The sequence below is a fragment of the Erysipelothrix amsterdamensis genome (assembly GCF_940143175.1).
Taxonomy (GTDB): domain Bacteria; phylum Bacillota_I; class Bacilli_A; order Erysipelotrichales; family Erysipelotrichaceae; genus Erysipelothrix; species Erysipelothrix amsterdamensis.
The window spans coordinates 187352-211079 of sequence record NZ_OW659496.1 but is presented as its reverse complement, the minus strand read 5'-3'; the positions used below and the strand labels follow the sequence as shown (position 1 = coordinate 211079).

19 protein-coding genes are annotated in these 23728 nt (G+C 37.0%); 7 read left to right on the top strand and 12 right to left on the bottom strand.

The window, feature by feature from the left end; translation table 11 throughout:
• Positions 1–21: 21 nt before the first annotated feature.
• Entirely contained in the window at positions 22–1389 is a 1368-nt protein-coding gene (gene rlmD / locus NMG63_RS00920; protein WP_254007160.1) for a 23S rRNA (uracil(1939)-C(5))-methyltransferase RlmD, read from the bottom strand.
• A gap of 121 nt (positions 1390–1510) precedes the next feature.
• On the opposite strand from rlmD, the gene tpx reads away from it, so the two are divergent.
• Positions 1511–1999: a thiol peroxidase gene (gene tpx / locus NMG63_RS00915; RefSeq protein ID WP_254007159.1), complete on the top strand. Its 489-nt coding sequence runs from the start codon at positions 1511–1513 to the stop codon at positions 1997–1999.
• A 49-nt stretch (positions 2000–2048) separates the two neighbouring features.
• Here the strand turns inward: tpx and NMG63_RS00910 are convergent, their stop codons facing one another.
• The 6 genes from NMG63_RS00910 to NMG63_RS00885 form a co-directional block, all read right to left on the bottom strand.
• Positions 2049–5597: an LPXTG cell wall anchor domain-containing protein gene (locus tag NMG63_RS00910; RefSeq protein ID WP_254007158.1), complete on the bottom strand. Its 3549-nt coding sequence runs from the start codon at positions 5595–5597 to the stop codon at positions 2049–2051.
• Positions 5598–5896: 299 nt separating this feature from the next.
• Positions 5897–6307, bottom strand: coding sequence for a helix-turn-helix domain-containing protein (locus NMG63_RS00905; protein ID WP_254007157.1), 411 nt, complete (start codon positions 6305–6307; stop codon positions 5897–5899).
• A gap of 64 nt (positions 6308–6371) precedes the next feature.
• Complete coding sequence (locus NMG63_RS00900) at positions 6372–6935, bottom strand: chromate transporter (protein WP_254007156.1); 564 nt, start codon at positions 6933–6935, stop codon at positions 6372–6374.
• Positions 6932–7492, bottom strand: coding sequence for a chromate transporter (locus NMG63_RS00895; protein ID WP_254007155.1), 561 nt, complete (start codon positions 7490–7492; stop codon positions 6932–6934). Before NMG63_RS00895 ends, NMG63_RS00900 begins: the two co-directional genes overlap by 4 nt.
• 86 nt (positions 7493–7578) lie before the next feature.
• Positions 7579–8685, bottom strand: a complete 1107-nt coding sequence (locus NMG63_RS00890; RefSeq protein WP_254007154.1) for a glycosyltransferase family 1 protein — start codon at positions 8683–8685, stop codon at positions 7579–7581.
• A 72-nt stretch (positions 8686–8757) separates the two neighbouring features.
• Positions 8758–9300 carry an NADPH-dependent FMN reductase gene (locus NMG63_RS00885; protein WP_003775841.1) on the bottom strand — a complete coding sequence of 181 codons (543 nt, stop codon included), beginning with the start codon at positions 9298–9300 and terminating at the stop codon, positions 8758–8760.
• Between the two features lie 161 nt (positions 9301–9461).
• Here NMG63_RS00885 and NMG63_RS00880 point away from each other — a divergent pair, with 161 nt between their 5' ends.
• On the top strand, positions 9462–10859 hold the full coding sequence (locus NMG63_RS00880) for an MATE family efflux transporter (protein ID WP_003775842.1): 1398 nt from the start codon (positions 9462–9464) through the stop codon (positions 10857–10859).
• Positions 10860–10986: 127 nt separating this feature from the next.
• Positions 10987–12140, top strand: a protein-coding gene (locus NMG63_RS00875; RefSeq protein WP_254006834.1) for an IS3-like element ISErh1 family transposase whose coding sequence is annotated in 2 segments (ribosomal slippage) — positions 10987–11260 and positions 11260–12140 — 1155 coding nt in all. Because the reading frame shifts where the segments join, the coding sequence is not laid out codon by codon here.
• Between the two features lie 62 nt (positions 12141–12202).
• Here NMG63_RS00875 and NMG63_RS00870 read toward each other — a convergent pair.
• Positions 12203–13807, bottom strand: a complete 1605-nt coding sequence (locus tag NMG63_RS00870) for a hypothetical protein (RefSeq protein ID WP_254007153.1) — start codon at positions 13805–13807, stop codon at positions 12203–12205.
• Positions 13808–13884: 77 nt separating this feature from the next.
• Complete coding sequence (locus NMG63_RS00865) at positions 13885–14565, bottom strand: DsbA family oxidoreductase (RefSeq protein WP_013852493.1); 681 nt, start codon at positions 14563–14565, stop codon at positions 13885–13887.
• A gap of 92 nt (positions 14566–14657) precedes the next feature.
• Between NMG63_RS00865 and nfsA the strand changes: the two genes are divergently transcribed.
• The 3 genes from nfsA to NMG63_RS00850 all read left to right on the top strand — a co-directional run bounded on the left by nfsA (position 14658) and on the right by NMG63_RS00850 (position 17161).
• Positions 14658–15407, top strand: coding sequence for an oxygen-insensitive NADPH nitroreductase (gene nfsA, locus NMG63_RS00860; protein ID WP_254007151.1), 750 nt, complete (start codon positions 14658–14660; stop codon positions 15405–15407).
• Positions 15408–15497: 90 nt separating this feature from the next.
• Entirely contained in the window at positions 15498–16202 is a 705-nt protein-coding gene (locus NMG63_RS00855; protein WP_254006375.1) for a helix-turn-helix domain-containing protein, read from the top strand.
• On the top strand, positions 16142–17161 hold the full coding sequence (locus NMG63_RS00850; RefSeq protein ID WP_367399273.1) for an IS3 family transposase: 1020 nt from the start codon (positions 16142–16144) through the stop codon (positions 17159–17161). Before NMG63_RS00855 ends, NMG63_RS00850 begins: the two co-directional genes overlap by 61 nt.
• A gap of 98 nt (positions 17162–17259) precedes the next feature.
• Here NMG63_RS00850 and NMG63_RS00845 read toward each other — a convergent pair whose 3' ends face one another.
• Positions 17260–18549 carry a D-alanyl-D-alanine carboxypeptidase family protein gene (locus NMG63_RS00845; protein ID WP_013852491.1) on the bottom strand — a complete coding sequence of 430 codons (1290 nt, stop codon included), beginning with the start codon at positions 18547–18549 and terminating at the stop codon, positions 17260–17262.
• Between the two features lie 227 nt (positions 18550–18776).
• On the opposite strand from NMG63_RS00845, the gene NMG63_RS00840 reads away from it, so the two are divergent.
• A complete protein-coding gene (locus tag NMG63_RS00840) occupies positions 18777–21917 on the top strand; it encodes a polysaccharide lyase family 8 super-sandwich domain-containing protein (protein ID WP_254007150.1) in 3141 nt (1046 codons plus the stop codon).
• Positions 21918–21983: 66 nt separating this feature from the next.
• Here NMG63_RS00840 and NMG63_RS00835 read toward each other — a convergent pair whose 3' ends face one another.
• Positions 21984–22832, bottom strand: a complete 849-nt coding sequence (locus NMG63_RS00835; protein ID WP_254007149.1) for an AraC family transcriptional regulator — start codon at positions 22830–22832, stop codon at positions 21984–21986.
• Positions 22833–22900: 68 nt separating this feature from the next.
• Positions 22901–23728, bottom strand: a complete 828-nt coding sequence (locus tag NMG63_RS00830; protein WP_238048160.1) for an alpha/beta hydrolase — start codon at positions 23726–23728, stop codon at positions 22901–22903.

Genomic DNA, 23728 nt, shown 5'->3' with positions numbered 1-23728 from the left:
GTCTCACTCTGTTTTTTTTCGTTATTTTTTAATCAGCAATACAATTGTTTCCACATGTGTAGTTTGAGGGAACATGTCGACTGGTTGTACCTTTTCAACGCGATAACCGCCATCTATAAACGATCTTAAGTCTTTCGCAAGAGAAATTGGATTACAACTTACGTAAACAATGCGACGTGGTTTCGAAGTAATGGCTGCTTCAATAAATACAGGATCAAGTCCTTTACGCGGTGGGTCCACCACCAAGACATCAATTTCAATGCCTTCTTTAACCCACGCAGGCATGATTTTTTCGGCTTCTCCCACCTCAAATTGTACGTTTTCAATGTGATTTAGTTTCGCGTTTTCTTTTGCCATGGTAATTGCATCTTCAACAATCTCAACACCATAAACAAACTTCGCTTTGTCTGCCAAGTTTAAGGTAATTGAACCAATCCCACAATAAGCATCTACGACAACATCATCGTTTGTAACTTCTGCCATTTCAATGGCTTGTTGGTAAAGGACTTCCGTTTGTTTTGTATTGATTTGGAAGAACGACTTCGAAGAAATCTTAAATGTCTTTCCTAAGAGTTGATCATGATATAGATCTTCTCCAAAAAGAATTCTCTGTTCGCTTCCCAAAATAACATTTGTTTGTTTAGTATTAATATTCTGAACGATACTTACCGTCCTGGGTAATGCTTCCACAATGGCATTCACAATTTCTTTTTCGAAAGGAAGTTTAGAACCATTTGTAACCAAAACCACCATTAATTCTTGAGTATAGTGGCCTTGTCGGACCATAATATTTCGTATTAATCCTGTATGATGTGTTTCATCATAGGCCGTAATTTTATATTGACGAAGTAGATCCCGAATAATTAAGATTGCTTTATCCAGAGCTTCTTCTTGAATATAGTAATCTTCGATTGGAATAAGATCATGAGTACCACGTTTAAAGAATCCTGTTTCTAATACGCCCTTTACGGATTGTACCGGTATGGTTGCTTTATTACGGTAGTGCCATGGATTTTCCATTCCGAGCGTTGGTAGCACAAGAACATCTTCAAGATCAATGACACGTCCTAAGGTCGCTTTAACTTGATTTTGTTTAAACTCACATTGGAGATCATATGCCATGTGTTGAAGCGGCATGGTTCCAATACGTGTACCAACTTTATCTACCAACGCTACACGTTTGGGTGATGGGTTTTCAATACTTATAATACGCCCATAAGCATAACGTTTGGTCACTTTTGTGATAGAGATTGTTATGGTTTCACCCGGTATTGAGTTTTCCACAAAGATTGGAAAACCATCTTTCTTAACCACACCAAATCCTTCAAATGTGAGGTCCCTTACTTCGAGTGTTAATTGTTCATTTTTTATTACGGGTATTTTCTTCATATCCATCACCTTTTTCTTCCTTTAAGAATAGCATAAATCAGGACCGTTGACACAACTTTAAGCATACAAGATGCAAGCAACACGCTTTAATTCTATAATAGATATAAGGAGCGTGATTGATATGGAAATTACAAAAAAAGGAGTTCCAACTTCTTTAGCAGGATCTCTTCCTGTTATTGGACAAAAAGCACCAGCATTTAAACTTAAGAATTTAGAGGATGTTTATGTAGGGACGGAAACACTTGCAGGGAAAGTTGTCTTGCTTAGTGTCTTCCCTGACATCAACACGCGTATCTGTGATTTACAGACGCGTCATTTCTTCCAAGTTGCAAGCGAACTTGAAGACGTAACGATTGTGAATATTTCTAATAATACTAAAGAAGAGTTTGCATCATGGTGTGCAACCAATGGCATCGATAGTGAAATGTTGCGTGATGAAGATCACTCATTTGCAGATGCTTATGGTGTTTGGATTCCTGAATTTGAAGTACTTGCACGATCGATTTTTGTGATTGATCAAGCTGGTGTACTTGTTTATTCAGAAATAGTTCCAGAAATGGCACAAGAACCCAATTACGAAGCAGCGATTGCTGCCACAAAAACCCTCTAATTTTATAAAAGAAAAACGAACATGAATCAACATGTTCGTTTTTTTTATTTTATTTTTTCTTCTTTGAGAACCAGTAGAAGACACCTCCAATGAGGACGACTCCAATTCCTACATAAATTGCAGTTTGAGTCGGTGTAACACCCGTTCCTGGTAATTTACCACCAGGTTTTTCTGCTTCTTTTTCTAAGATTGTAATAGGTAGTTCTGTTTTCTCACCTTTTTTATTTGTATATGTGATGGCTGTGCTACCTGCTTTTAATGCGGTAAAGGTTGCCGGACTGTTGAAGGTTGCGGAGAAGAATACGTCATCATATACCCATCCTTCACCCTTAGCTTGGTCATCACTACTTGGTGTTAGAACAAAAACATCACCGACACGAACTTTATCCGGTAATCCGGTAAGTTTTAAAGTTTCTTTTGGATCCGGTTTTGGTTCTGGTTTTGGTTCTGGTTTTGGTTCTGGTTCCGGTGTTTTAACATCAATGTTCATCGTATCACCTAAATATTTTGTGAATATTCCATTGGTCACATAGCGATAATCATCTTTTTGATGTGCTTTGTTTGTAATCGAGTTTGCGAAAATGAGAAGGTCATGTGTATCATTTTTAAGTTCGATGGCCTGAATTGAATTCTTATAGGTATCAATGTGTTCTTGTGACATAAAGCCTTCAATGGGTTCTTCATCGGTTGTTTTAATGAGTACTTTTGATCCTTCTGGTGCTTTAACGATGCTGTTTCCACCGTGACCATACATAATATAATCATTGTCTTGAGCATATTTCGCTGTAATGTAACTGGATTCTGGATACGTCACCGTTGTGAGTGCATCATAACTCATGTCGTAATTTGCTTCGATGTCTAATCCCATTTTTTCAAGAGAATCGAGCGCATATCCCCCATATCCAATATAGGATTTTCCGGCATTTACGGCATTACGTTCATCATCACGTAATGAACGATTCCCAATCACAATATCTGCTTCATCAAGATCGCGTGTCAAGTCAAAACCAAGTTCTTGTCCCCAAACATAATAATCCCAATTGAGGTTTGTATTAAGACGATTGGTGTAGTTTGTATGACCGTACGGCTCACCCGTGTCTTTTTTCACTGCATATGTTGGTGCAGCACCTGGTACATAAAGTTTTGCGGATTTTGTGATAACTTGAGCCTTAGGCATTGTATTGGTTCGTGTTGCTTGAAGTACATAAGAATCCTCTATCAAATTAAATGTTGCCTCAGACATTACAAAGTCACCACTATGATCACCTGATGTTATAAATCCAACTGCTTCTTCAGACTTAAGCAACTCATTGATTGCTTGTATCGAAGCGACGCTGTTATTAGAGACAATCACAATTTCACCCTTACCATCAACATGTGTTACGGTTTCTGGCGCTTCATCAAGCCATGCAAATTCTGCGCTTTCAAATGCACCAACTTGGGTGATCACATCCATATCAAAGCCACGTAACTCTGAGAATGCAGTAAGTGGTTCTGAATAAAGGTCAGTCCAATTTTTAATGACAATGTTATTGTAGAGGGCAGCATTGGCCATGTTTCGTTTAGCTTGATGCAAATCAACAAGCATGGTTCCTTTAGGATACTTGGTTCCCTTAACTTCTACTTCATTGCCTAACACTTTAACTTTCACATCATTACGTAATAAATATTCCATCATTTCAGTTGCCGCATGCAAGTTTTTTTGCATGGATGGTTCCATTGGAATTACATAATACTCTGGGAAGAAGTTATTGTTTTCTTCATAACGTGCACGGAAGATATCTGCTTCTGCGCCTTTTTCATCTTGTTGGTTTACGTAGTATGGACGAATTTCGTCCGCATCAATATTTTTGATACCACGATCCCAACCTTTAAGTTGATTGGTATAGAATTCTTTCTTATGCATTCCCACATAACGACCGTTGTTTAATAACGCATACTTAACAGCTTGGGTTGCATCTTCATTTCCATACGGAACTTCAACGGTATAAGCTACCACACCGTGTAACATTGAATATTGTGGTGTATAACTTGAAGACATATCATCAAATGGTTCCCATTCATAACCACCATTTTTGTTTGACTTAAGGTAATCACGCATTGGCATTTGGAAACTATTAATTGATTTATTATTGGTAATGGCAACACCACCAAATTCCTCTCCTTGAGCGAGTGCATTTTCAATAAAGAGATCATACTCCACATTTGGCTCATGCGTTGGTGAGCACGGCTCAATTTGGAATTGATTATAGAAACCATGAATTTCATAAAGGTTTACAGGGTTCCACGTTGAAATAAGACGCGCCATTGCTTGAGTTTCAGGTTGTGTTTGATATGTATTATCACGGTTTAAATCAAACCCGTTTCCATTTGTACGGACATTTGTTGCTGCGGCATCCGCATTCTCAGCAGGTACGACGATAAAGAACACATCCTCAAGCATTGCTTTAATGTTTAAGTCTACATGCTCCATTTCATAGAATTTTGAAAGTTGTTCTTCACTTAAATCAGCGGCTGCATCGGTACTGCCTGGATGTTCTTCACTTTCAACCCCATCCCGAATATAACCTACACCAGTCACATCATTCTCAATAAGTTCAGACCACTTAATACCTCTGCTCTTTTTTTCTGCTTCGACTTGTGCTTTTCCTTCAGATGTTAATCCGTTAACACGACGGTATTCAACACTTCCATCTGCATTCTCAATCATCACAGTTAAAAATTCCATAATCGCATCAATTCCTGGATTTTCATCGGAGTGAATGTTGTTGTAGAGAATCGGAACTTTATAATCGATTGCCCCGGATTCAATATCTTGAATCACTGATTGTGGATCAGATTCTGCACGTTCATTTAACGCCATATGATTTGAAAGCGTCTCAGCCGTATCCGCAATAAAGATCGCATTCATCGGTCTTCCCATTGCAGTTTGGCCAAATTCACGTACTTCCGCGTGAATTCCTTTTGATAAAGCTAAGGCCGCAAGGTCTGCCAGTCGTTGATCGATTTCACTGTAAAGTGTGTAACTGTTATACGGTTTAAATAAAACAGGAGTGGTCGCTAAGACTTGGTCGCCCTCTACCAGTTTTAAGTCATAAGTCCCTGTGTAATCTAGGAGTGCATTTCGGATTAATGGTCGTTCACGTCCATCTATTCCATTCACACCAAACATTAACACATTCTTAAACGTTAACTGTAGTCCTCCTGGAATTACCTCTGTTTTAATATCCTTGAATAAAGGATCTCCTGCAGTGGTAAATTTAGTTTTAAAGACTGTCCACTCATTCAAGGGTGCTCCCAAATATTGATATGGAAAATCTTCTTCGTTTTGGCCCCCTTCATCTCGTGTCAAAGTCCAAGATGCATTCTCAGCCAAGGCTTTAAGCTCCTCAGGTGTTTTCCCCTCAAACATTACAGTCGCTTTATATTCCTTTGACTCAGTCATCGAAATAACTTCAGACTCACCTGTAGTATTTACAAAATCGATTACGGGTTGAGTATCACTATAAATTGGTCGTGCATGACTAAATACAAGTCCAATCGACAGTACAAATATGGTTAAGCATTTTAGGATTCTATGTTCATTTCTTTTGTCCATTTTTTTCTCCTCATTGTTTTTATAAAAAAATATACGAACATCCAACACTTAAACCTCTGCAATCCCCCTTCCTTTTCTATTAATTTTGTGAGCATATTAACTCACGCTAAGCATATTGTAATCAATTATATTTACGGTTGTAGGACATTTACAAAGACTTTTTATGTATAAACTGATGTAGTTTTAAGTACGCTTTTATCCGAAATAGCAAGATATCAAAGCCTTCACACCTAATTACTCACACTTTCTTAAATTTCGTGCAATTTTGTCATAAAAAACAAAAAAATGATCGTTGCCAATCATTTTTTAATTTTAATATTGTTTAAGCCCCATTCGATATATTCACAAACTTCATCGGTATAAGCCGATACAAGAATACATCCCATAAATATAAAAACCATTCCTGGAACATCATTCCAAAAATAGATCGTGATCATCATTAAGATTTGAGTTCCTATAAACAACACTTCTTCGAAACGAGCCTTATCAATAACTAGTGCCTTTGCATAGTCCCTATCCGACTTTAGTAAATCATCAACAGGCACACCATAAAACTCTGATATCTGTATCAACATAATCGCATCGGGATACCGTTTGCCTTGTTCCCAATTTGAAACGGCTTGTCGTGATACGTTTAAAGACTGTGCGACCATTTCCTGAGTAAGGGATTTCTCCTCTCGTAACCGTTTTAAATTATCACTAAGTTTCATAAAGCCTCCTAATAGTTAAAGCCTATCAAACGGCTCCTCAAACGTAAAGACACATCTTGTTGCATCATAGTTTTTCAAGAACCATTGCACCAATTCCTAATAGACCTGTAAGGATAATTATCTTGGTAGGATCTAACTTAAATTTTCGTAAACCAATAATTGCAATCACAAACAAGAAACCATTCGAAACATCAAACTGACTAAAATCAATTGTTCCTTCACCAAAAAACGCTGTAATAAGGATTGTAAGCCCCGCTGAAGCAATTAAAGCAACTACTGTAGGTCTAAGTCCATCCAAAACATTTTGAATGATGGTGACGTCACTAAATTTGTAATAAATCGTTGCAAGAAAAAGCACAATCACAATCGATGGAAAAACATTACCCAAGGTTGCTGCTACAGCACCGGGAATCCCTGCAACCCTTAATCCCACAAACGTAGCGGCATTCAGAGCAATCGGTCCTGGAGTCATTTGCGAAATGGTAATTAAATCAGTAAACTCAGTCATCGTAAGCCAACCATGACCTACAACGACTTGACTTTGAATCGGCGCAAGGGCAGCATAACCGCCACCAAAACTTACAAGTCCAATTTGCATAAAAGAAATAAAAAGTTCCCAAAGAATCATTGCGATACCTCCGAAGTGCTACCTTGATGCAAGGCTCCTATAAAACCTGCAGCAATAATAATATAAAGCACGTTAATTTTTAAGAAATACGCTGCAATAAAAGACGTAACCATTATAACAACGGGCAATGTACGCTTAAGTTTAAATACTTGACGCGCCATCGACATCACAACATCCACAATGACTGCCGCAACACCCGCTTGCATACCGTGTAATGCAGCATTCACAAACACATTCGCTTTAAACTCCGCATAAAACTGAGAAATTATTGTAAGTAAAATTAAAGGCGGTAAGATTGTACCGAGAATGGAAAACATAGCCCCTATGATTCCGTCGATTTTATATCCCACTAAGATTGATGAATTAACCGCTAAAGACCCCGGTGACGATTGCGCAATCGCCATCAGGTCCATCATCTCTTCTTCCTCAATCCATTCTAATTCTTCCACAAACTTAGTCCGCATCAACGGAATGATGACATATCCGCCACCAAACGTAAATGCACTTAAATGAAACGATGATTTAAACAACTTCCAATAAACTTCTGATTTTTTCATAATCCACGACCTTCCACTGTTTACTATTTTATCGTGTATCTTTTCAAGATTGCAAATGCGATAAAAAAAGAGCGTATGTCACGCTCTTATTTCTTAACTAAATTTACATAAATCTTTTCTAGTTTTTTTACGTTTACTTTTTCGTCAAATCCTTTTTCAATCAATTGATCACGGGTACTTCGACGCTCATAGTCTAAATGCCCAACAATGTAATCCGACCACTCATGGGGATTATCGATTGGTAGAAAGTGAAAGTTATCGGTCAAAGCACTTTGACGATCAATCGTATCGGATGCAAAGCATAAAAGTCCTGCAGCTTGTGCCTCTACTAATACATAAGGTAAGCCTTCGAAAACAGAAGGTAGCATAAAGACATCGAGAACCTGCAATACATCCGGAATGTCATCCCTTAACCCGAGAAACTTAACGTGATCTTCGATTCCAAGATTTTTAACTTGATTCTCCACATCATCAAGCAACTCTCCTTCACCTGCTAGCGCTAAAATCGCATTGGGTTTTGTTTTTAAAATTTCCGCAAAAACTTCGATTAGGAACTTATGATTTTTTTGAAAATTAAACCGTCCGATATGACCAAATACCAATTGATCATCCAACTTTAATTCTTTACGCAATCGTTTGCGTGTTACTTCATTATATTCGTATTGTGCAAGATCAATACCGTTATTCATGATTGTATAATCATGGTCTGGATAAAGAAAATCTCCCGCTTCTTTTGAACACGCTAAAAGCACATCCGCATAATCAGGAATTTTCTTCATTAATTGATCTTTATATTTAATCAGCAAGACATTGTCAACAAAATGACGACTCCCATGAGAATGAGAAATCATATACGGAATCCCTATTTTTCGAGCAGATCGAAACAACAATGGATTCAATGCATTCATATGACTGTGAATAATATCATATTGCTCTTTTTCGAGCATTTTTAGAATTGTTTTACGTGAAGGATAATTACCAAAAAATTCTTGTGGTGTTAAAGGAATTCTAAAAATCTTTCCACCCTTTGTTATGACTTCTTTATCATAATGGCCTTCCTTGCATCCAAAAACAAGAAAATCAATATGTACCTTGTTTGGATCAACATTTCTAAATACACTCATCATATACGCTTCAGTACCTGCTTTTTCAAGCGTACCACCATGGGCAAATAATACTTTAATTGGTTTCATAGACACCTCGAAAATAATCGTATCATTTAAAAATAACGATTGCAATGACCATAAAATACCACTCAACCGTTATTATTTTACTTGATTATAGTATTCTATAAATTGATTCATGACACCATCAATAAACGTTACAGTACCCTCATCAATTAACATCCCTGATTCATCGAATTTCGTATGAACTGCACCAATAAGAATATCATTCCCCGGTAAGAGCCACATAGGCATTGTATCAAGTACTGTATAAAGGTTTAAATATCCACGTGCCCCTGCAGTTTGTCCCATTGAACATGATGCAATTAAGCCAGGTTTATTCTTAAGCCCAGGTTGGGTACGGCTGGCCCAATCTATCGCATTCTTTAAAACACCTGATAATCCATGATTATACTCTGGAGTTATCATAAATACTGCATCCGCATCATGAATTTTTTGATTCATGACTTTTACCTTCTCTGGTGTATCCGTTGGATTATCCAAATCTCCGTTATAGTTTGGAACATCAATATCTAAAATTTCAATTTCTAACTGATCAGCATACCGTTTTTGGATATGTTTCCCCAGCATCATATTGTAAGAACCTTTACGTAAACTTCCAACCATCATCACAATTTTAATCATAGTATTCGCTCCTTTTATTTATAGTATACGTGATTTTAAGGACGCGTATTTGAAAACTGTATTAAATGTTAAATTAATGTGATGAAATAGTGTTTTTTAATTGATATTATCTTGCTCTTTCTATATGATAGTCTTAGCGTTTTTAGAAGGAGGTCGAATCGATGAATCTAAAGCGATTTGTAGGCGATAAAGACTTTTACAAAAAAGCTTTATTTATTGCAATTCCGTTAATGCTACAACAACTTATCAGTACGTCTGTAAACTTATTAGACAACTTGATGATTGGTCAGCTCGGGGACCATGCATTATCGGGTGTTGCCACCGTAAATCGTTACTTTATTATCGCTGTTTTTGGAACCAATGGCGTGATTGCTGCATCAGCTGTATTTATGGCTCAATTCTTCGGGGCAAGAGACGAAGAACATATGAAGCAAACATTCCGGTTTTCAATTCTAACATCTATGTTGATAATGAGTACATTCGTCATCCTCGCATTACTTTTTCCAGGAAATATTATCCGGTTCTTTGTAAAGGATCCAAAAGTAATAGAGCAAGGTATGAGATATATTTACGTATGTGCGTTGGCGTTTATTCCCAACCTATTTACATTGTCCATTGCAGGTTCAATGAGAGCAACAGGAGATTCAAAAACTCCTCTTGTCGCAAGTGTTATTTCAATGATTACAAACTTCTGTTTTAATTATTGTTTGATTTATGGTAACTTCGGTGCGCCACGTCTTGGTGTACTTGGTGGTGCTATTGGTACTTTTATTGCACGATGTGTTGAGTTAACGTTTATTAGTTATTTCCTTGTTACTGGAAATTATGCGTTTAAAACACGAATTCGTGATATGTTTGATATTTCTAGAACTCTTGTGAAGCGAATTACCGCAAAAGCATTCCCACTCGCTTTAAATGAAGTGCTTTGGGCTTCAGGGATGGCATTATTACTTCGATTCTACGCAACTCGTGGTGCTGAAGTTATCTCCGGTTATTCAATTGCAACTACGGTCTCAGATATGTTCTTTACCATGAATGCTGGGATGTCTGTCGCGATTACCATTCTCGTTTCACAACCTCTTGGGGCAAACAAACTTGATGAAGCACGCGAAAATGGATATCGACTCCTTGGTTTTGGTGTAATTCTGAGTGCTGTATTTGGAACTTTACTTTTAGGATCAACCTTTATGATTCCAAAAATATATTCCGTATCTGCTGAAGCAATGTGGACCGCTCAAACATTCTTACGAATTCAAGCACCACTGTTTAGTATTTATGTAATTAATACAACCTGTTATTTCATCCTGCGTGCTGGTGGTGATACACGTTCTACTTTAATGCTGGACTCAGGATATATGTGGTGTGTTAACCTCGTAGCTGTTGGTGTTGCCACATACACAACAGACTTAAGCATTCTATGGCTCTATATTATTGGTCAATCCACAGATGTTTTAAAAATGATGCTTGCATTACGATTTGTGAATAAAGAAAAATGGATCGTTAACCTTGCTGAAGAAGAAAAACAAGAAGAAGCCTTGATATTAGAATTTGAATCTTAGTTTAGATTACACATTAACGAATACAAAAACACCATCATGTTGGAACTGACCTAGTTCCGTGGGACTAAAGAAAAAAACCTCTTGTATGAGAATTATTGTAAAATAGTTCAATATAGGAGGTTTTTATATGGGAACACGAACTATGCATAGCTATGAGACAAAGATGAAAGTTATAGAAATGAAATTGGCAGGATACTCAAGCAGGTTTATTCAGACTGAACTTGGAATAAAAAATGTAACACAAGTCAAAACATGGTGGAGATGGTATCGAAATGGTGAACACTATCGATTTTCTCAACCTGTAGGCAAGCAATATACTTTTGGAAAAGGGCCTGAAGGAGACACGGTCGAAGAAACACAAAGACTTAGAATTAAATCTTTGGAGCAACAAATTGAACTATTAAAAAAGTATTTGGAAAGAGAAAGGATGTGGTTCCTGAAATAATCATCAAGCTCGTTGAAGAGTATCGCAACACTGTATCAATTAAAGATATCTTGAATCTTTTTGGGGTACCTAAGTCAACGTATTACCGTTGGACTAAAAAAGAGCAACTAGAGTCTAATAATTATTCTGTCAATGAAGCATTAGTAATTGAACTTTGTAAAGAAAATAAATTTCGTTATGGATATCGAAAAATAACTGCATTAATTCGAAAAGAAAGAATTATCAATAAGAATACTGTTCAAAAGATAATGCAGAAACACCAATGTCAATGCCGTGTTAAGGTCAAACGGTATCGAAAAAACAAAAATCCGAAGATCATTATGCCCAATATCATTAATCGCGACTTTAAATCACTACGTCCTCTAGAGAAATTGGTGACAGATATCACTTACATCCCTTATGGCCATAAAATGCTCTATTTATCTACGATCATGGATTTATATAATGGTGAGATTATTGCGTCTACATTGAGTGACAGACAAAACCTAGAATGTGTGGTTGATACATTAAATCAACTTCCGGATATCGTTCAGCCATGTATTCTTCATTCTGATCAAGGAAGTGTCTATACATCAAAAGAGTATCAACTTAGAGTAAAAAATAAAAGCATTACCATGAGTATGTCCCGTAAGGGGACACCCGCTGATAATGCTCCTATCGAATCGTTTCATGCCTCTCTAAAGTGTGAAACATTCGAATTAAACCCAGAACTAAAGGGTTCTACTGAAATTGTATCACAAACTGTGATAAACTATTTAAAATATTACAATGAAAATCGAATACAAGAAAAGCTAGGATATCAATCGCCCGTAAATTATCGGTTAACTTCATCCTAACTTGGTTTTTTCTTTAGTCCCACGGAACTAGGTCAGTTCCTGTTTAATGATGGTGTTTTGTTTTAATTATTTACTTTCTCTTTCACAATTTCAAAGGATACAATCTTAGAACCGTTGGTGGTAATCATTACCTTGTCACCTTTAGTTAAGAACGCAAGTTCATCACTAAGAATTAAATTTGCTTGGTATATGGCTTCTTCACCTTCAAGACGTATGAAATAGTGTGTATTTCCATCAATAATAACTTGCTTTACATCTGAAACAACACCTGTTTTTTCCACAATCTCTTCGGGAACGATACCCACTTGATTTCCCATAACATTGAGATAGTTCTTTTCTGAAAGTTGATAGGTATCACCAACAGCCGACTTCGTATAGTCTTGGTAATTAACCATTGAGAATCCACGAACTACACCCGAGGTATCTTTTAGAGACATCACATATGTTGGGAATCCCCCTACATTCTGAAGAATTGGGGTTGTAGGTGTATATCCCTTTTCTTGAATCGAACCCACTGAAGTCATCTCTGCTGCAGTAATGGATACACCTGGTAAATCCATTTGAAGTGTCTCACCGGTTCGCTTATTCATAAATAAGAGACCCGTTGTAGAACTTGAATCCAGTTTAATTGGCCGAATTCCTGTAAAGATATAAATTTCATCATCAATACTTACATAGTTATATGAACCCTCTTGTTGGTCAACAGCCATCACACCTTGTTGTTGCATAAAGGAGTTAAAATACCCGCCCTTTAGTGTGAAGTGATCTTTCGCATGCGATAACATCATATCAGTTGGATAAACAGAATCTACCCACTCAGGAATCTCATTAAGCTCATATCGAGCAGTTTCTCCTGATACCGCGTCCACAACAATTACAGAATCCATATCTTTAGCGCCCCAAATACCGACACGCTTTGTAATCGATTGCACAATCCAGTAAGGATGACCTGTATCGTCAATCTCAAAATTCCAATCATCGAGATAACTAAATTTATGATGCAACGCAACATGGCGTCTTAAATCGTATTGTAACGGTGCTCCCGGATAATACTTAATCGGGGAAGGTAACGTTACAATCTCCGACTTCGCATTCATATTCCCATCTCCTGTTGTTACGAGAACGTAGTAAGGAACACCACTTGAGAAGTTTGTATATTTTTTAAAGGTATCTGCATAAACGAAAGGCGCAACACGAGCCATCTTGCCTTGATAATTAATCTGAGTAAATTCATTCGTATTAATATCAAAACGAGAGGATACTTCACTTAACTCTCCCATTTTTTTCTCTGCAGAAAGGAGTGCCGAATCTTTATCAACATAAGAAACTTCAATGTTGTGATCTTCACCATATAAGTCTTTAAATTCCACAGGTCTTACCTGACCTAAAACATTTGCATAACGTTTCGCATTAATCATTCGTGATGATGTAACACTCCCGACTAAGAAAACAACCGCAAAAACCCCAACAATAATTCCAAAGGTATTAAAGAATTTTTTATAGTTTTCTCGGTCAATAAATAAAATACCTGCAATCACTAAAATAAATGTACTGAGATATAACATGGATCCAATATCCATATAGTGATAAGTATTTCCAAACCAGATATCAAGTATGATAAAAACAAGAATAACGATACCAATTTGTATAGATTTACGTTTATTCATAGAAGAACCTCCATCCACTTATATCTTAACGATTTCTGGTACGCAGTGCAAATAAAAAGCTAGATTAACTAGCTTTCTTAATCGATGGTACAAACACCGTCCGTACACATCATTGAATCATTTTTTTGAGCATTAAGTGTTTCCACATGTTGTAATGCAGACTTAAAGGTTTCAATCGGTTGAGCACCCGATAATGATACCTGATCATCAATCACAAAATGCGGAACACCACGTGCCCCAATCATTTGAGCCCATTGTTCATCTTGACGCACACTTAATCCATATTCGTCGGATTCAAAGGCATATTTAATACCTTCCGCATCAAGCCCTATTGAAGCACCCATTTCAATTAATGCATCCAAATCATTCAAATAGACACCTTTTGAAAAGTATGCGTCCATTAACATTTCACTGTACTCATTCCCTAAACCTTTTAACTTCGCATACTGAAATACTTTATGCGCTTTAAATGTATTCGTATATTTCATTGCATCAAAATCATAATTTAAGCCAACACTTTGAGCCATTGAACCAACACGCTCATTATTCATACGTGCTTCATCTACGGATATGTTATATTTTTGAGCCAACATTTCATGAATATTTAAATCCGGATTATCAACGTAATTTTGATCTAATTCAAAACTCATGAATTCAACTTCTATATCTTTATCTAATTGCTTTATTGCTTCTTCCAAATGTCTTTTTCCCACATAGCAAAACGGGCAGACAAAATCGGACCATACTTGTACTTTCATCACATTCACCTCTTAGACTCTTATTGTATCTATTAAGCGATTGGAGCGCCAACAATATGCCCCCCATGGTATAATAATCCCAAGGAGGAATTATGAATAACACAATTAAACAACAACTCAACCATCGTACCATACGACAATTTACAGATGAGCCAATATCACAAGAAATTATTGATACCTTGGTTTCCGTCGCACAAGCGACATCCACAAGTAACTACATGCAATCTTATTCGATTATCAGTATTACAGACAAAGTGAAGAAAAAAGCAATCGCATCAATTGGTGCACAACCTTATATTGAACATGTTGGACACTTATTTATTTTCGTTATTGATCAACATCGTAATGCAACCATTGCGAAGGAAGGAAACATTGAAGATATCGAAGTGCTTCAGACTTTTGATCGCATGATGATTGGTTATACGGATGCAATCCTTGCAGCCCAAAATACGATGGTAGCCATCGAAAGCATGGGAATGGGCGGTGTTTTTCTTGGGAGTATCCTCAATGATGCGCAGGCAATTATTGACGTGTTAGAGCTGCCAGAATACGTTTTTCCAGTTCTCGGACTCGGGTTTGGTTATCCAAATCAAGAACCACAACTCAAACCGCGCATGCCGCAACATCTCATTCATTTTGAGAATCGCTATCCCAAAGTCGACTCAATAACTAACGCAATGTGCGATTATGATGAAACCGTGACGGAATATTATGACCTCCGTGATGCAAATAAGCGCATTGACTCTTTCACAAATCAAATCAAACAAAGCATGAGTCGAAGACATCCTGGACGCATGCAATTAAAAGAAACAATGAACAAACAAAAACTTGGTATTAAGTAAAAAAAGCCTATCACTTATGATAAGCTCCCCTTAAAGTAGACACCCGAAATAAATAAAATCGGGCACTACAAAAAAGGAGGAGCTTTTTCTATGGGGAGAAAGAATAAATATCCAGCCGAAATAAAAGAACAAGCAATTAATGAATATTTGAATGGCATAAAAGGTGCACCAGAAATAGCTGAAGAATTATCTATTGATTCTAGTACATTACGTAGTTGGGTGAAAAAGTATCAAACTTATGGTATTGAAGTTTTTTCAGATAAAGATCGAAACAAAAGTTATTCGAAAGAGCTCAAGGAATCCGCAATTAGGGATTATCTTGAAGGCGCAGGTTCTCTTAAAGATATTAGTATTAAATATGGTATAAGTTCCCATGAGGTTTTGCGCGGATGGATAAAAAAGTATAATAGACTTGAAACTATAAAGGATTACGATCCTAAAGGAGAAGTCTATATGACAAAAGGTAGAAAAACAACAATTGAGGAGCGTCAGGAAATTGTCGCATATTGTATTGAACATGACTACGATTATAAGGGGACTGCTGAGCGCTATGAACTTTCTTATGCTCAGGTTTATCAGTGGGTGAAAAAGTATAACGAATTGGGAGATGATGGTCTTCTTGATAAACGTGGCAAGCGAAAACAAGAAGATCAACTTAGTAATGAAGAACGTTTAGAACGTAAAGTAAAACTACTTGAAAGACAACTCGAACTGAAAGAACGCGAGAACATTCTATTAAAAAAAGTGAAGGAAATCGAAAGGGGGCGATATTCTCCAAAGCAAAACAAGAAGTAAAGTATCTCGCAGTGCAGGAACTACATCATAAACATGGCTGGAGTATTCAGTGGATGTGTAAGGTACTTAAAATCGCAAGAAGTAGTTATTATAAATGGACGCATCGTGTTGAAACAAGCAATGAAATTGAAAATCATGAGCTTTGCAATCTCATTCTTGATTATGATGAACTATTTGGACATATCTTAGGCTATCGACGCATGACGGATTGGATCAATGAGTTGAATAGCGTTCAATATAACTCGAAGAGGATTCATAGACTCATGAAGATGCTAGGGGTGAAATCAGTGATTCGTCAAAAGTCTAAAAAATATTCACGAAGCACTCCTGAAATCACAGCTGAAAATATTTTAAATCGAAATTTCTTTGCCGCAAAACCGAATGAAAAATGGCTGACAGACGTCACAGAATTTAAGATTAAAGGTTCAAGTAAGAAACTATATCTCAGTGCGATTATTGATCTTTATGATTTAAGTGTTGTGGCGTATCAAATAAGTGATCGGAACAATAATCAACTTGTGTTTGATACTTATCATAAAGCTATCGCGAGATATCCAGAGGCAAAACCTTTATTTCACAGTGACCGCGGATTCCAATACACAAGTAGGGCATTTAGGAAACAGCTAGAAGATCAAGGAGTGATGCAAAGTATGTCTAGAGTGGGACATTGTATTGATAATGGTCCTATGGAAGGATTTTGGGGAACAATCAAATCAGAAATGTACTACCCTAATGAATTCAGTACAAGAAGCGAATTGAAGAAAGCAATTGAAGTGTATATTGATTTTTATAACAACAAGAGACTTCAGAAACGCTTCAAAAACAAAACACCAATGATGGTTCGAACTGAAGCGCTAGGAACAGAGACACCTGTAGTCTACGCGATTCCAACTAACAAGAAGATTGAAGCTTACTGGTCAAACATTAGAGAAAAACAAATGCAGTCACTTGTAGCATAAAAAAGATGATTCATCATAAAGTGATAAATCATCTTGGATATTTTATTTATTTCACCTGTCTACTTGACAGGGAGCAGTTCATTATGTGATAGGCTTTTTTATTGGTTCAAATATTCATCCAGTGTAAGACCACTGTTGTATATTTCAGTTGCAGCTTTAGTACCAACATATCGCAAATGCCATGCTTCGGGTTGATACCCAGTTATATGTTCTTTACCAGCTTGATAACGTACAATAAAACCGAAACGATGCGCATTACGATTTACCCATAAAGATTGATGAGTCTCCGAGAATGCAAACATATTCCCACCTGGTGTCACTACGTCAATAACTAAACCTGTTTGATGTTCGGAATGGCCAGGTCGTGCAGACATTAGATCTGCTTGTGCTTGCCCATGTGACGCAACATAATTCGTATACAATTCTTCTTGGAAATCATAGCCACGATAGGATGACGTAGCTAACAACCATAATCCCGTTTCCTCATAAAGTGCATCGACCATCTGTACGAATGATGATACGGTATTTGGTGTTGCTTCATAACCCTCACTAACCGCGTATTCCGCTGGAATATAACTTAAGTTTGGATAAAAATCTCGCGATAAAGAACGATGCTTATTTACTAAGACAAGTTCAGAATGTGAATCAACCACTGAAGATGTACCACTATCATAATCATTTGGTATTTCTGTTTTCTCATCCTCAGTCGCTTTTTCTGTTTCTGTCGCAATCTCAACATCTTCCTCTAGTACCTTGACCTTGATTTTTCGCTCTACTTGATTTGTTTTATCATCAGCACTATAGATTAATTCATAAGTTCCTGCTTCATCATAATCAATGGAACCTTTCACATTTACTTTCAATGACTCTGTGAGTGATCCAAATGCATAATCCTTTGCCACCGCAGTAATTTTTGATGAACCTACCTGAATCGATAATTCATCTTCTTTTACTGTATTTCCTTCATAAGAAACAATCACTTTAGGAGCAATCGTATCTTCTACTTTAAGATTCAAAAAAACATCACGTTTGGGATTCTCTTTTAAGAAAATACGTAATTTGAGGTCGCCCTCAACTAAAATCCCTTTCGGTTTCAGATCGAGTTTACGCTTCTGAATCACCATATCATTATGATCTTGTACAGATAATTCTCCATTATCGCTTACAACAACGACATCATACTCAGATGTTTCTGGATCTACCGCGATTTTGTCATGTAAAAGCGATAGAGAAACATCACTATCTTTCTCCACCAAAATAACTTCATCGTCAACTGCACGAATTGTTGCTCCTGACATCATGTAAGCCATCATCGCTAAACCTAATAAGGTGACTGCAAGTGCAACACCCATAACACCATATTTATGTTCTTGCATATATTTTATCATCCAACATCCCCTTATCACATATTGCATTTATTATCTCATGTTATTTCAACCATATCCACTTTTAACTAAACTTTGTCTTCAGGAATCCCTAAATTTTTTGTAAATTTATTTAGAAAATATCATTTTCACTTTTCAACCAAACACTTATAGAATTCAATGGAACGATTGACCAACATCAAGGGAAAATGTAGAATTCATCTGTAAGCGTATTCAAAAGGGAGGGTACCATGAAACATACCAAGACAATACTTTGTACCGGGCTTGCGCTCGTACTGAGTTCTAATGCAATGTTAATTCATGCAGATGAACCGACAACAATCACTGAGAAACAACCGCTTTTTTTAAATGCCGAAAGTAAACCGGTAAACCCAAAAGACTTGGCTCTGACTATACAAAAAGGCCATCGAAAATTTATTACTTCGTACCTCAATGATCCACAGAGCCACTATCTCTATGAATCTACCGAACCAGCGATTGCAAGCATTTCTGAAAACGGTCTTATTTCTGGACTTAAAGAAGGAAAATCCACAATCATTATCAAATCGAAAGATACTTCAGAAACCGTACAAACTGTTACGATCGATATCAAAAAAGACGATAATCTTGACCCACACTTTATCACGATGGAATCCCGATGGCAAAAACGTGCAGTCGGTGACGAAGGCATCAATCTAAACGATAAACACATCCAAGATTATATTCGCGTTGTGGATGGGAAAGCAGATGAAGCTTTTAACACACTTGACAAAAATATGAACCCAGAATTTCCATGGGGTAATGAAGACAACAAAACTGTTGCCGCTCACAACACCCGCCAGTTTACCAATCTAAAATCCATTGCAATCGCATTTGGTACCTACGGCAGTCAATACTACCAAGATGAAGCAACGTTAAACTTCATCACGACACAACTTGATTTCTTAATTAATGATCAAATGTACGGAAGTCCATTCACCGTTAAAACTCACGGAAACTGGTGGGACTGGCAAATTGGAATTCCAATGCGCCTACTCGATATCTTAGCCATCGTAAACGACTATATCGAACAAGATGATATCACCCGTTACTTAAAAGGAATTGAAGTATATAACACAAGCCTTACAACCTTACTCAACGGTGCACCTGCTACCGGAGCAAATAAAACGGATGTAGGATTAATCACTTTAGGCGTAGGTATTATGAAACAAGATGCTTCCCTACTTGATTATGTAAATCAAGAAATGCCGGAAGTTGTTCAATATGTATCATCAGGTGACGGTCTTTATAAAGATGGATCACTTGTACAACATAAAGATATTGCATACCTTGGTACCTATGGAAACGACCTCGTAAAAGGCATTGGAAAAATTGCCTCAATCGTTGCGGATACACCATGGGCGATGGATCCTGCTACCATGCAAAATATTTACACACTTATTGATGAAGGATATATCCCATTAATGTATAAAGGGAAAATGATGTCCATGGTAAATGGACGTAGTGTTTCGCGAGCACCTTACATGAGTCCAACTGCACAAGAATTTGATACAGGTAAAGAAAGTATCGCAAATATTATTTTGATTGCAGATGCAGCACCAGAACCACTAAAATCTACTTACAAACAACATCTCAAAGAATGGATTATCGCATCAGATCGTTACCACGATTACTTTAATCGTACCCGTGATTTCGAATCTTTAGTTAAAGCCAAACAAATTTTTGAAGATGAATCCATCCAAACACTTGAGTCAACTCAACATGTGAAAATATATGGATCGATGGATCGTGTTGTAAATCGTAATCACGACTATACCGCAGCACTCAGCATGTTCTCAAAACGAATTTCAAACTATGAATCCATAAACAACGAAAACATGCAAGGATGGCATACGGGAAGTGGTATGCTCTATCTGTACACAGATAACGACATTGATCAATATGATGGTACCTATTGGGCGGCAGTTGATAAATATCGCCTTCCAGGAACAACCGTTGATACACGTCCATTAGCGAATAAAGCACTCCACCGAAAACTATCCAAACAAGCATGGGTTGGTGGTTCATCAACTGGTAAAATAGGAAGTGCAGGAATATACTACAACACAAATACGTTTAATAATGGTATGGACCTTCGTGCTCAAAAATCATGGTTCTTCTTAGATGATGCGATCGTAGCACTGGGAACAAACATCACAGGAACATCGCCAACATCTATTGAAACAACAATCGAAAACCGTAAAGTTGATGAAACTGCACAAATTAAACATAACAATTCAGCAATCACCAATACCATACAATTAACAGTCAATACTGGTGATACCGTTACACTTGATAATGGGGAAAAAGGAACCTTTGGATACTACTTCCCTTCAAAAACCAATGTAGACATAAGTAAAACCGGACACAGTGGAAAATTTGTAGATCAAAACTTAATGTTTGATGACAAAATTGAATACAGCTCTAATTTCTTTAAACTGGGTATTAACCATGGTCAATCTGTTGATAATGATGCCTATGAATACGTAATGTTACCAAACAGCAGTGAAACTCAAATTAAAGACTATGCAAAAAACAATACACTTGAAATCCTTGAGAATTCAAATTTAATTCAAGCAATCAAAACAGATACTGCCTTCGCAATGAATGTTTGGGGTGTTGATGGTGCAGATTTAGAAGGAATTGGTGTTGACCGTTCCGCATCTGTTACTGCACATACGACAAACAATCGTATTTTAACCATAGCGGTAAGTGATCCTAAACATGTGGAGGAAGAAATTCAAGTAACCATTACCCGTCCCTACAAATCTGTAATTAAAATGGATGAAAACATCACTCAAAATGGAAATCAGTTCACCATCAATACGAAAGATCTTGAAGGTGCATCAAGTGTTATTGAATTAAGACTTGATACTGAGGCACTTGAAAACGAAGTAATTTCAGAAATCACGTCCCTCTTTAAGACAATCGATACCCTCGATTTAAATAAATATACTGAGGAAACAAGCAATAACCTAACCGAAACAAGAACTCGTGTACAAAAAACAATCGATGATACAGAACGTACCTTAGAAAATCTTGAAGAAGGCTTAGAACAACTTCAGACTGCCTACGATCATCTTGAACTCAAAGAAATCAAAGAAGAACCCGAGACAAAGCCTGAGACAAAACCAGAAACAAAACCAGAAACAAAACCAGAGACAAAACCAGAAACAAAACCAGATGTCGAAGTAACACCAAACATCGACCCTTCAAAACCGATTATAAAACCTGAAATCGATAATGTCGAATTGGAAACACTGCCCAAAACAGGTATCCATTCCGAGACACGATCCTTTGCTGCATTCATGATTATTGGACTTGGATTACTCTTTAAACGAAAAGATTCTTAATCACTAAACGCTCCACAATAAACAAAAACATCTCAGTCTGACATTAAGTCAAACTGAGATGTTTTTTTATGCTTTAATTCGAAGCCAAATTTCAGTTACTGAGGACTCACTATTGGGATCTTCTTGAGAATAGACTTCTAAATCCATTGAACCATCAATCTCTTCGCTACACGTTGGTAAATATAGTGAAACAATATCACGCCAGGTGTTTTGCACGGATTGCGGTAATGCCCCTACTGCATCAAACACAAGCCATCTACTTTTAGGTAATTCCACATTCACCAGTCCCTCTTGAAAATCACAAGAAGTTCCAATTAAATAGGTCATAAAACCATCGGAAGCTTGTTGGCACAAACCAACGATACCCTCTATTTTATGATCATTCATTTTAAACAAATCAAGATCTTTGGCACTTTGATTAATTTCATCCCAAAACATTGGAATTTCTTTTAAATTCGCGCCGTTTTCATAACTAAATGTTTTTTGATACCCCGCTATATTTACAGATTCTTTTTCTTCAATACGCATCTTCATCTTAACTGCTCCTTTTTGATTGTGTGTGATTTTAATTGGAAACGTCGTTTGTAACGAACCTTTTCGTTTTTTAATTTCACTTGGAGTGTAATGATGTTGTTTCTTAAATGCCTTACTAAATGATTCTGCGCTTTCATAATCATAATGCACCGCTAAATCAAGGACCTTAGCCTTATGTCTTATAAAAAGCATCCCTGCTTCACTCAAGCGTCTTCGCCTTACATAATCCATAACCCCCATACCCGTTAAGGCAGAGAATAAATTATGAAAATGGTAAGGTGAATAATTTGAATGTATCGCAATATCTTCTAATTTCAAAGACGAATCAAGATGTGTTTCGATATAATCAATCGCATTTTGTAAGTGTTCAAGTGTGTTCATATTACGTCCTCCACCCATAGTATAGACGATAGACAAAGATGAAGCCGGTCATTTCTTGGGGTACCGAATTACTTGCTTAACTGAAGGAACATCCACTCAACCATAGTATCCAAAATTTCGGGATACATCGTCTCATTAAGAATTTCATGGTAAAGTCCCGGATAGGCAATAAAACGTTTGTTTTTAGAACTAATGTTTTCATAAAGCCATTCGCCAACTTCAATTGGAACCACTTTATCCGATTCTCCATGACATATTAAAACTGGATAACGATAACGTGATACATTCTTCGCAACAAATTCAGGAGCCTTAATTAAAAATTCACGCATAAACCCAGCGGTAGCTTTACGTAGGACATCCGGGTCATTTTTATAAGCACTCACAACTTCGGGAACAGAGCAAATATCATCTTCAACGACATTTCGAATATTAATCTTCTTAAAGGACTTACCAACAACATTTAAAACTTTACCCATATTTCCTTCCACGGGTGGAAGTGGTGCTACTGCAGGTCCGGATAAAATTTGCCCTTTTAGTTCGTAAGGATGTGCAATCCCGTACATTGTAGTAACAAGACCACCCATACTATGACCTAACATAAAAACAGGTACACCAATATTCTCATCTTTTACAAACTTAACCATCTCATTACAATCTGAGATAAATGATAAATATGAATCGATATGACCTTTCGGTGAGTCTGTACGACCATGACCTCTTAAATCATAACGATATACACTAAGTCCTGCCTTATTAAAATGCTCCGTAACGTGATCATATCGACCAATATGCTCCGCAAAACCATGGTTAATTAAAACAATTGCTTTCGGATTATCAACACAATCAGCTGCATAACGCAGCGAAACCTCATCATTAATTTTTAAATAAGATTCCAT

Coding starts and splice junctions, on each gene's coding strand:
- NMG63_RS00855 (WP_254006375.1), top strand. CDS start 15,498: ATGGGGAGAAAGAATAAATATCCAGCCGAAATAAAAGAACAAGCAATT.
- NMG63_RS00840 (WP_254007150.1), top strand. CDS start 18,777: ATGAAACATACCAAGACAATACTTTGTACCGGGCTTGCGCTCGTACTG.
- NMG63_RS00895 (WP_254007155.1), bottom strand. CDS start 7,492: ATGAAAAAATCAGAAGTTTATTGGAAGTTGTTTAAATCATCGTTTCAT.
- tpx (WP_254007159.1), top strand. CDS start 1,511: ATGGAAATTACAAAAAAAGGAGTTCCAACTTCTTTAGCAGGATCTCTT.
- NMG63_RS00905 (WP_254007157.1), bottom strand. CDS start 6,307: ATGAAACTTAGTGATAATTTAAAACGGTTACGAGAGGAGAAATCCCTT.
- NMG63_RS00870 (WP_254007153.1), bottom strand. CDS start 13,807: ATGAATAAACGTAAATCTATACAAATTGGTATCGTTATTCTTGTTTTT.
- NMG63_RS00890 (WP_254007154.1), bottom strand. CDS start 8,685: ATGAAACCAATTAAAGTATTATTTGCCCATGGTGGTACGCTTGAAAAA.
- NMG63_RS00830 (WP_238048160.1), bottom strand. CDS start 23,728: ATGGAATCTTATTTAAAAATTAATGATGAGGTTTCGCTGCGTTATGCA.
- NMG63_RS00835 (WP_254007149.1), bottom strand. CDS start 22,832: ATGAACACACTTGAACACTTACAAAATGCGATTGATTATATCGAAACA.
- NMG63_RS00885 (WP_003775841.1), bottom strand. CDS start 9,300: ATGATTAAAATTGTGATGATGGTTGGAAGTTTACGTAAAGGTTCTTAC.
- NMG63_RS00865 (WP_013852493.1), bottom strand. CDS start 14,565: ATGAAAGTACAAGTATGGTCCGATTTTGTCTGCCCGTTTTGCTATGTG.
- rlmD (WP_254007160.1), bottom strand. CDS start 1,389: ATGAAGAAAATACCCGTAATAAAAAATGAACAATTAACACTCGAAGTA.
- NMG63_RS00910 (WP_254007158.1), bottom strand. CDS start 5,597: ATGGACAAAAGAAATGAACATAGAATCCTAAAATGCTTAACCATATTT.
- NMG63_RS00880 (WP_003775842.1), top strand. CDS start 9,462: ATGAATCTAAAGCGATTTGTAGGCGATAAAGACTTTTACAAAAAAGCT.
- nfsA (WP_254007151.1), top strand. CDS start 14,658: ATGAATAACACAATTAAACAACAACTCAACCATCGTACCATACGACAA.
- NMG63_RS00845 (WP_013852491.1), bottom strand. CDS start 18,549: ATGATAAAATATATGCAAGAACATAAATATGGTGTTATGGGTGTTGCA.
- NMG63_RS00900 (WP_254007156.1), bottom strand. CDS start 6,935: ATGATTCTTTGGGAACTTTTTATTTCTTTTATGCAAATTGGACTTGTA.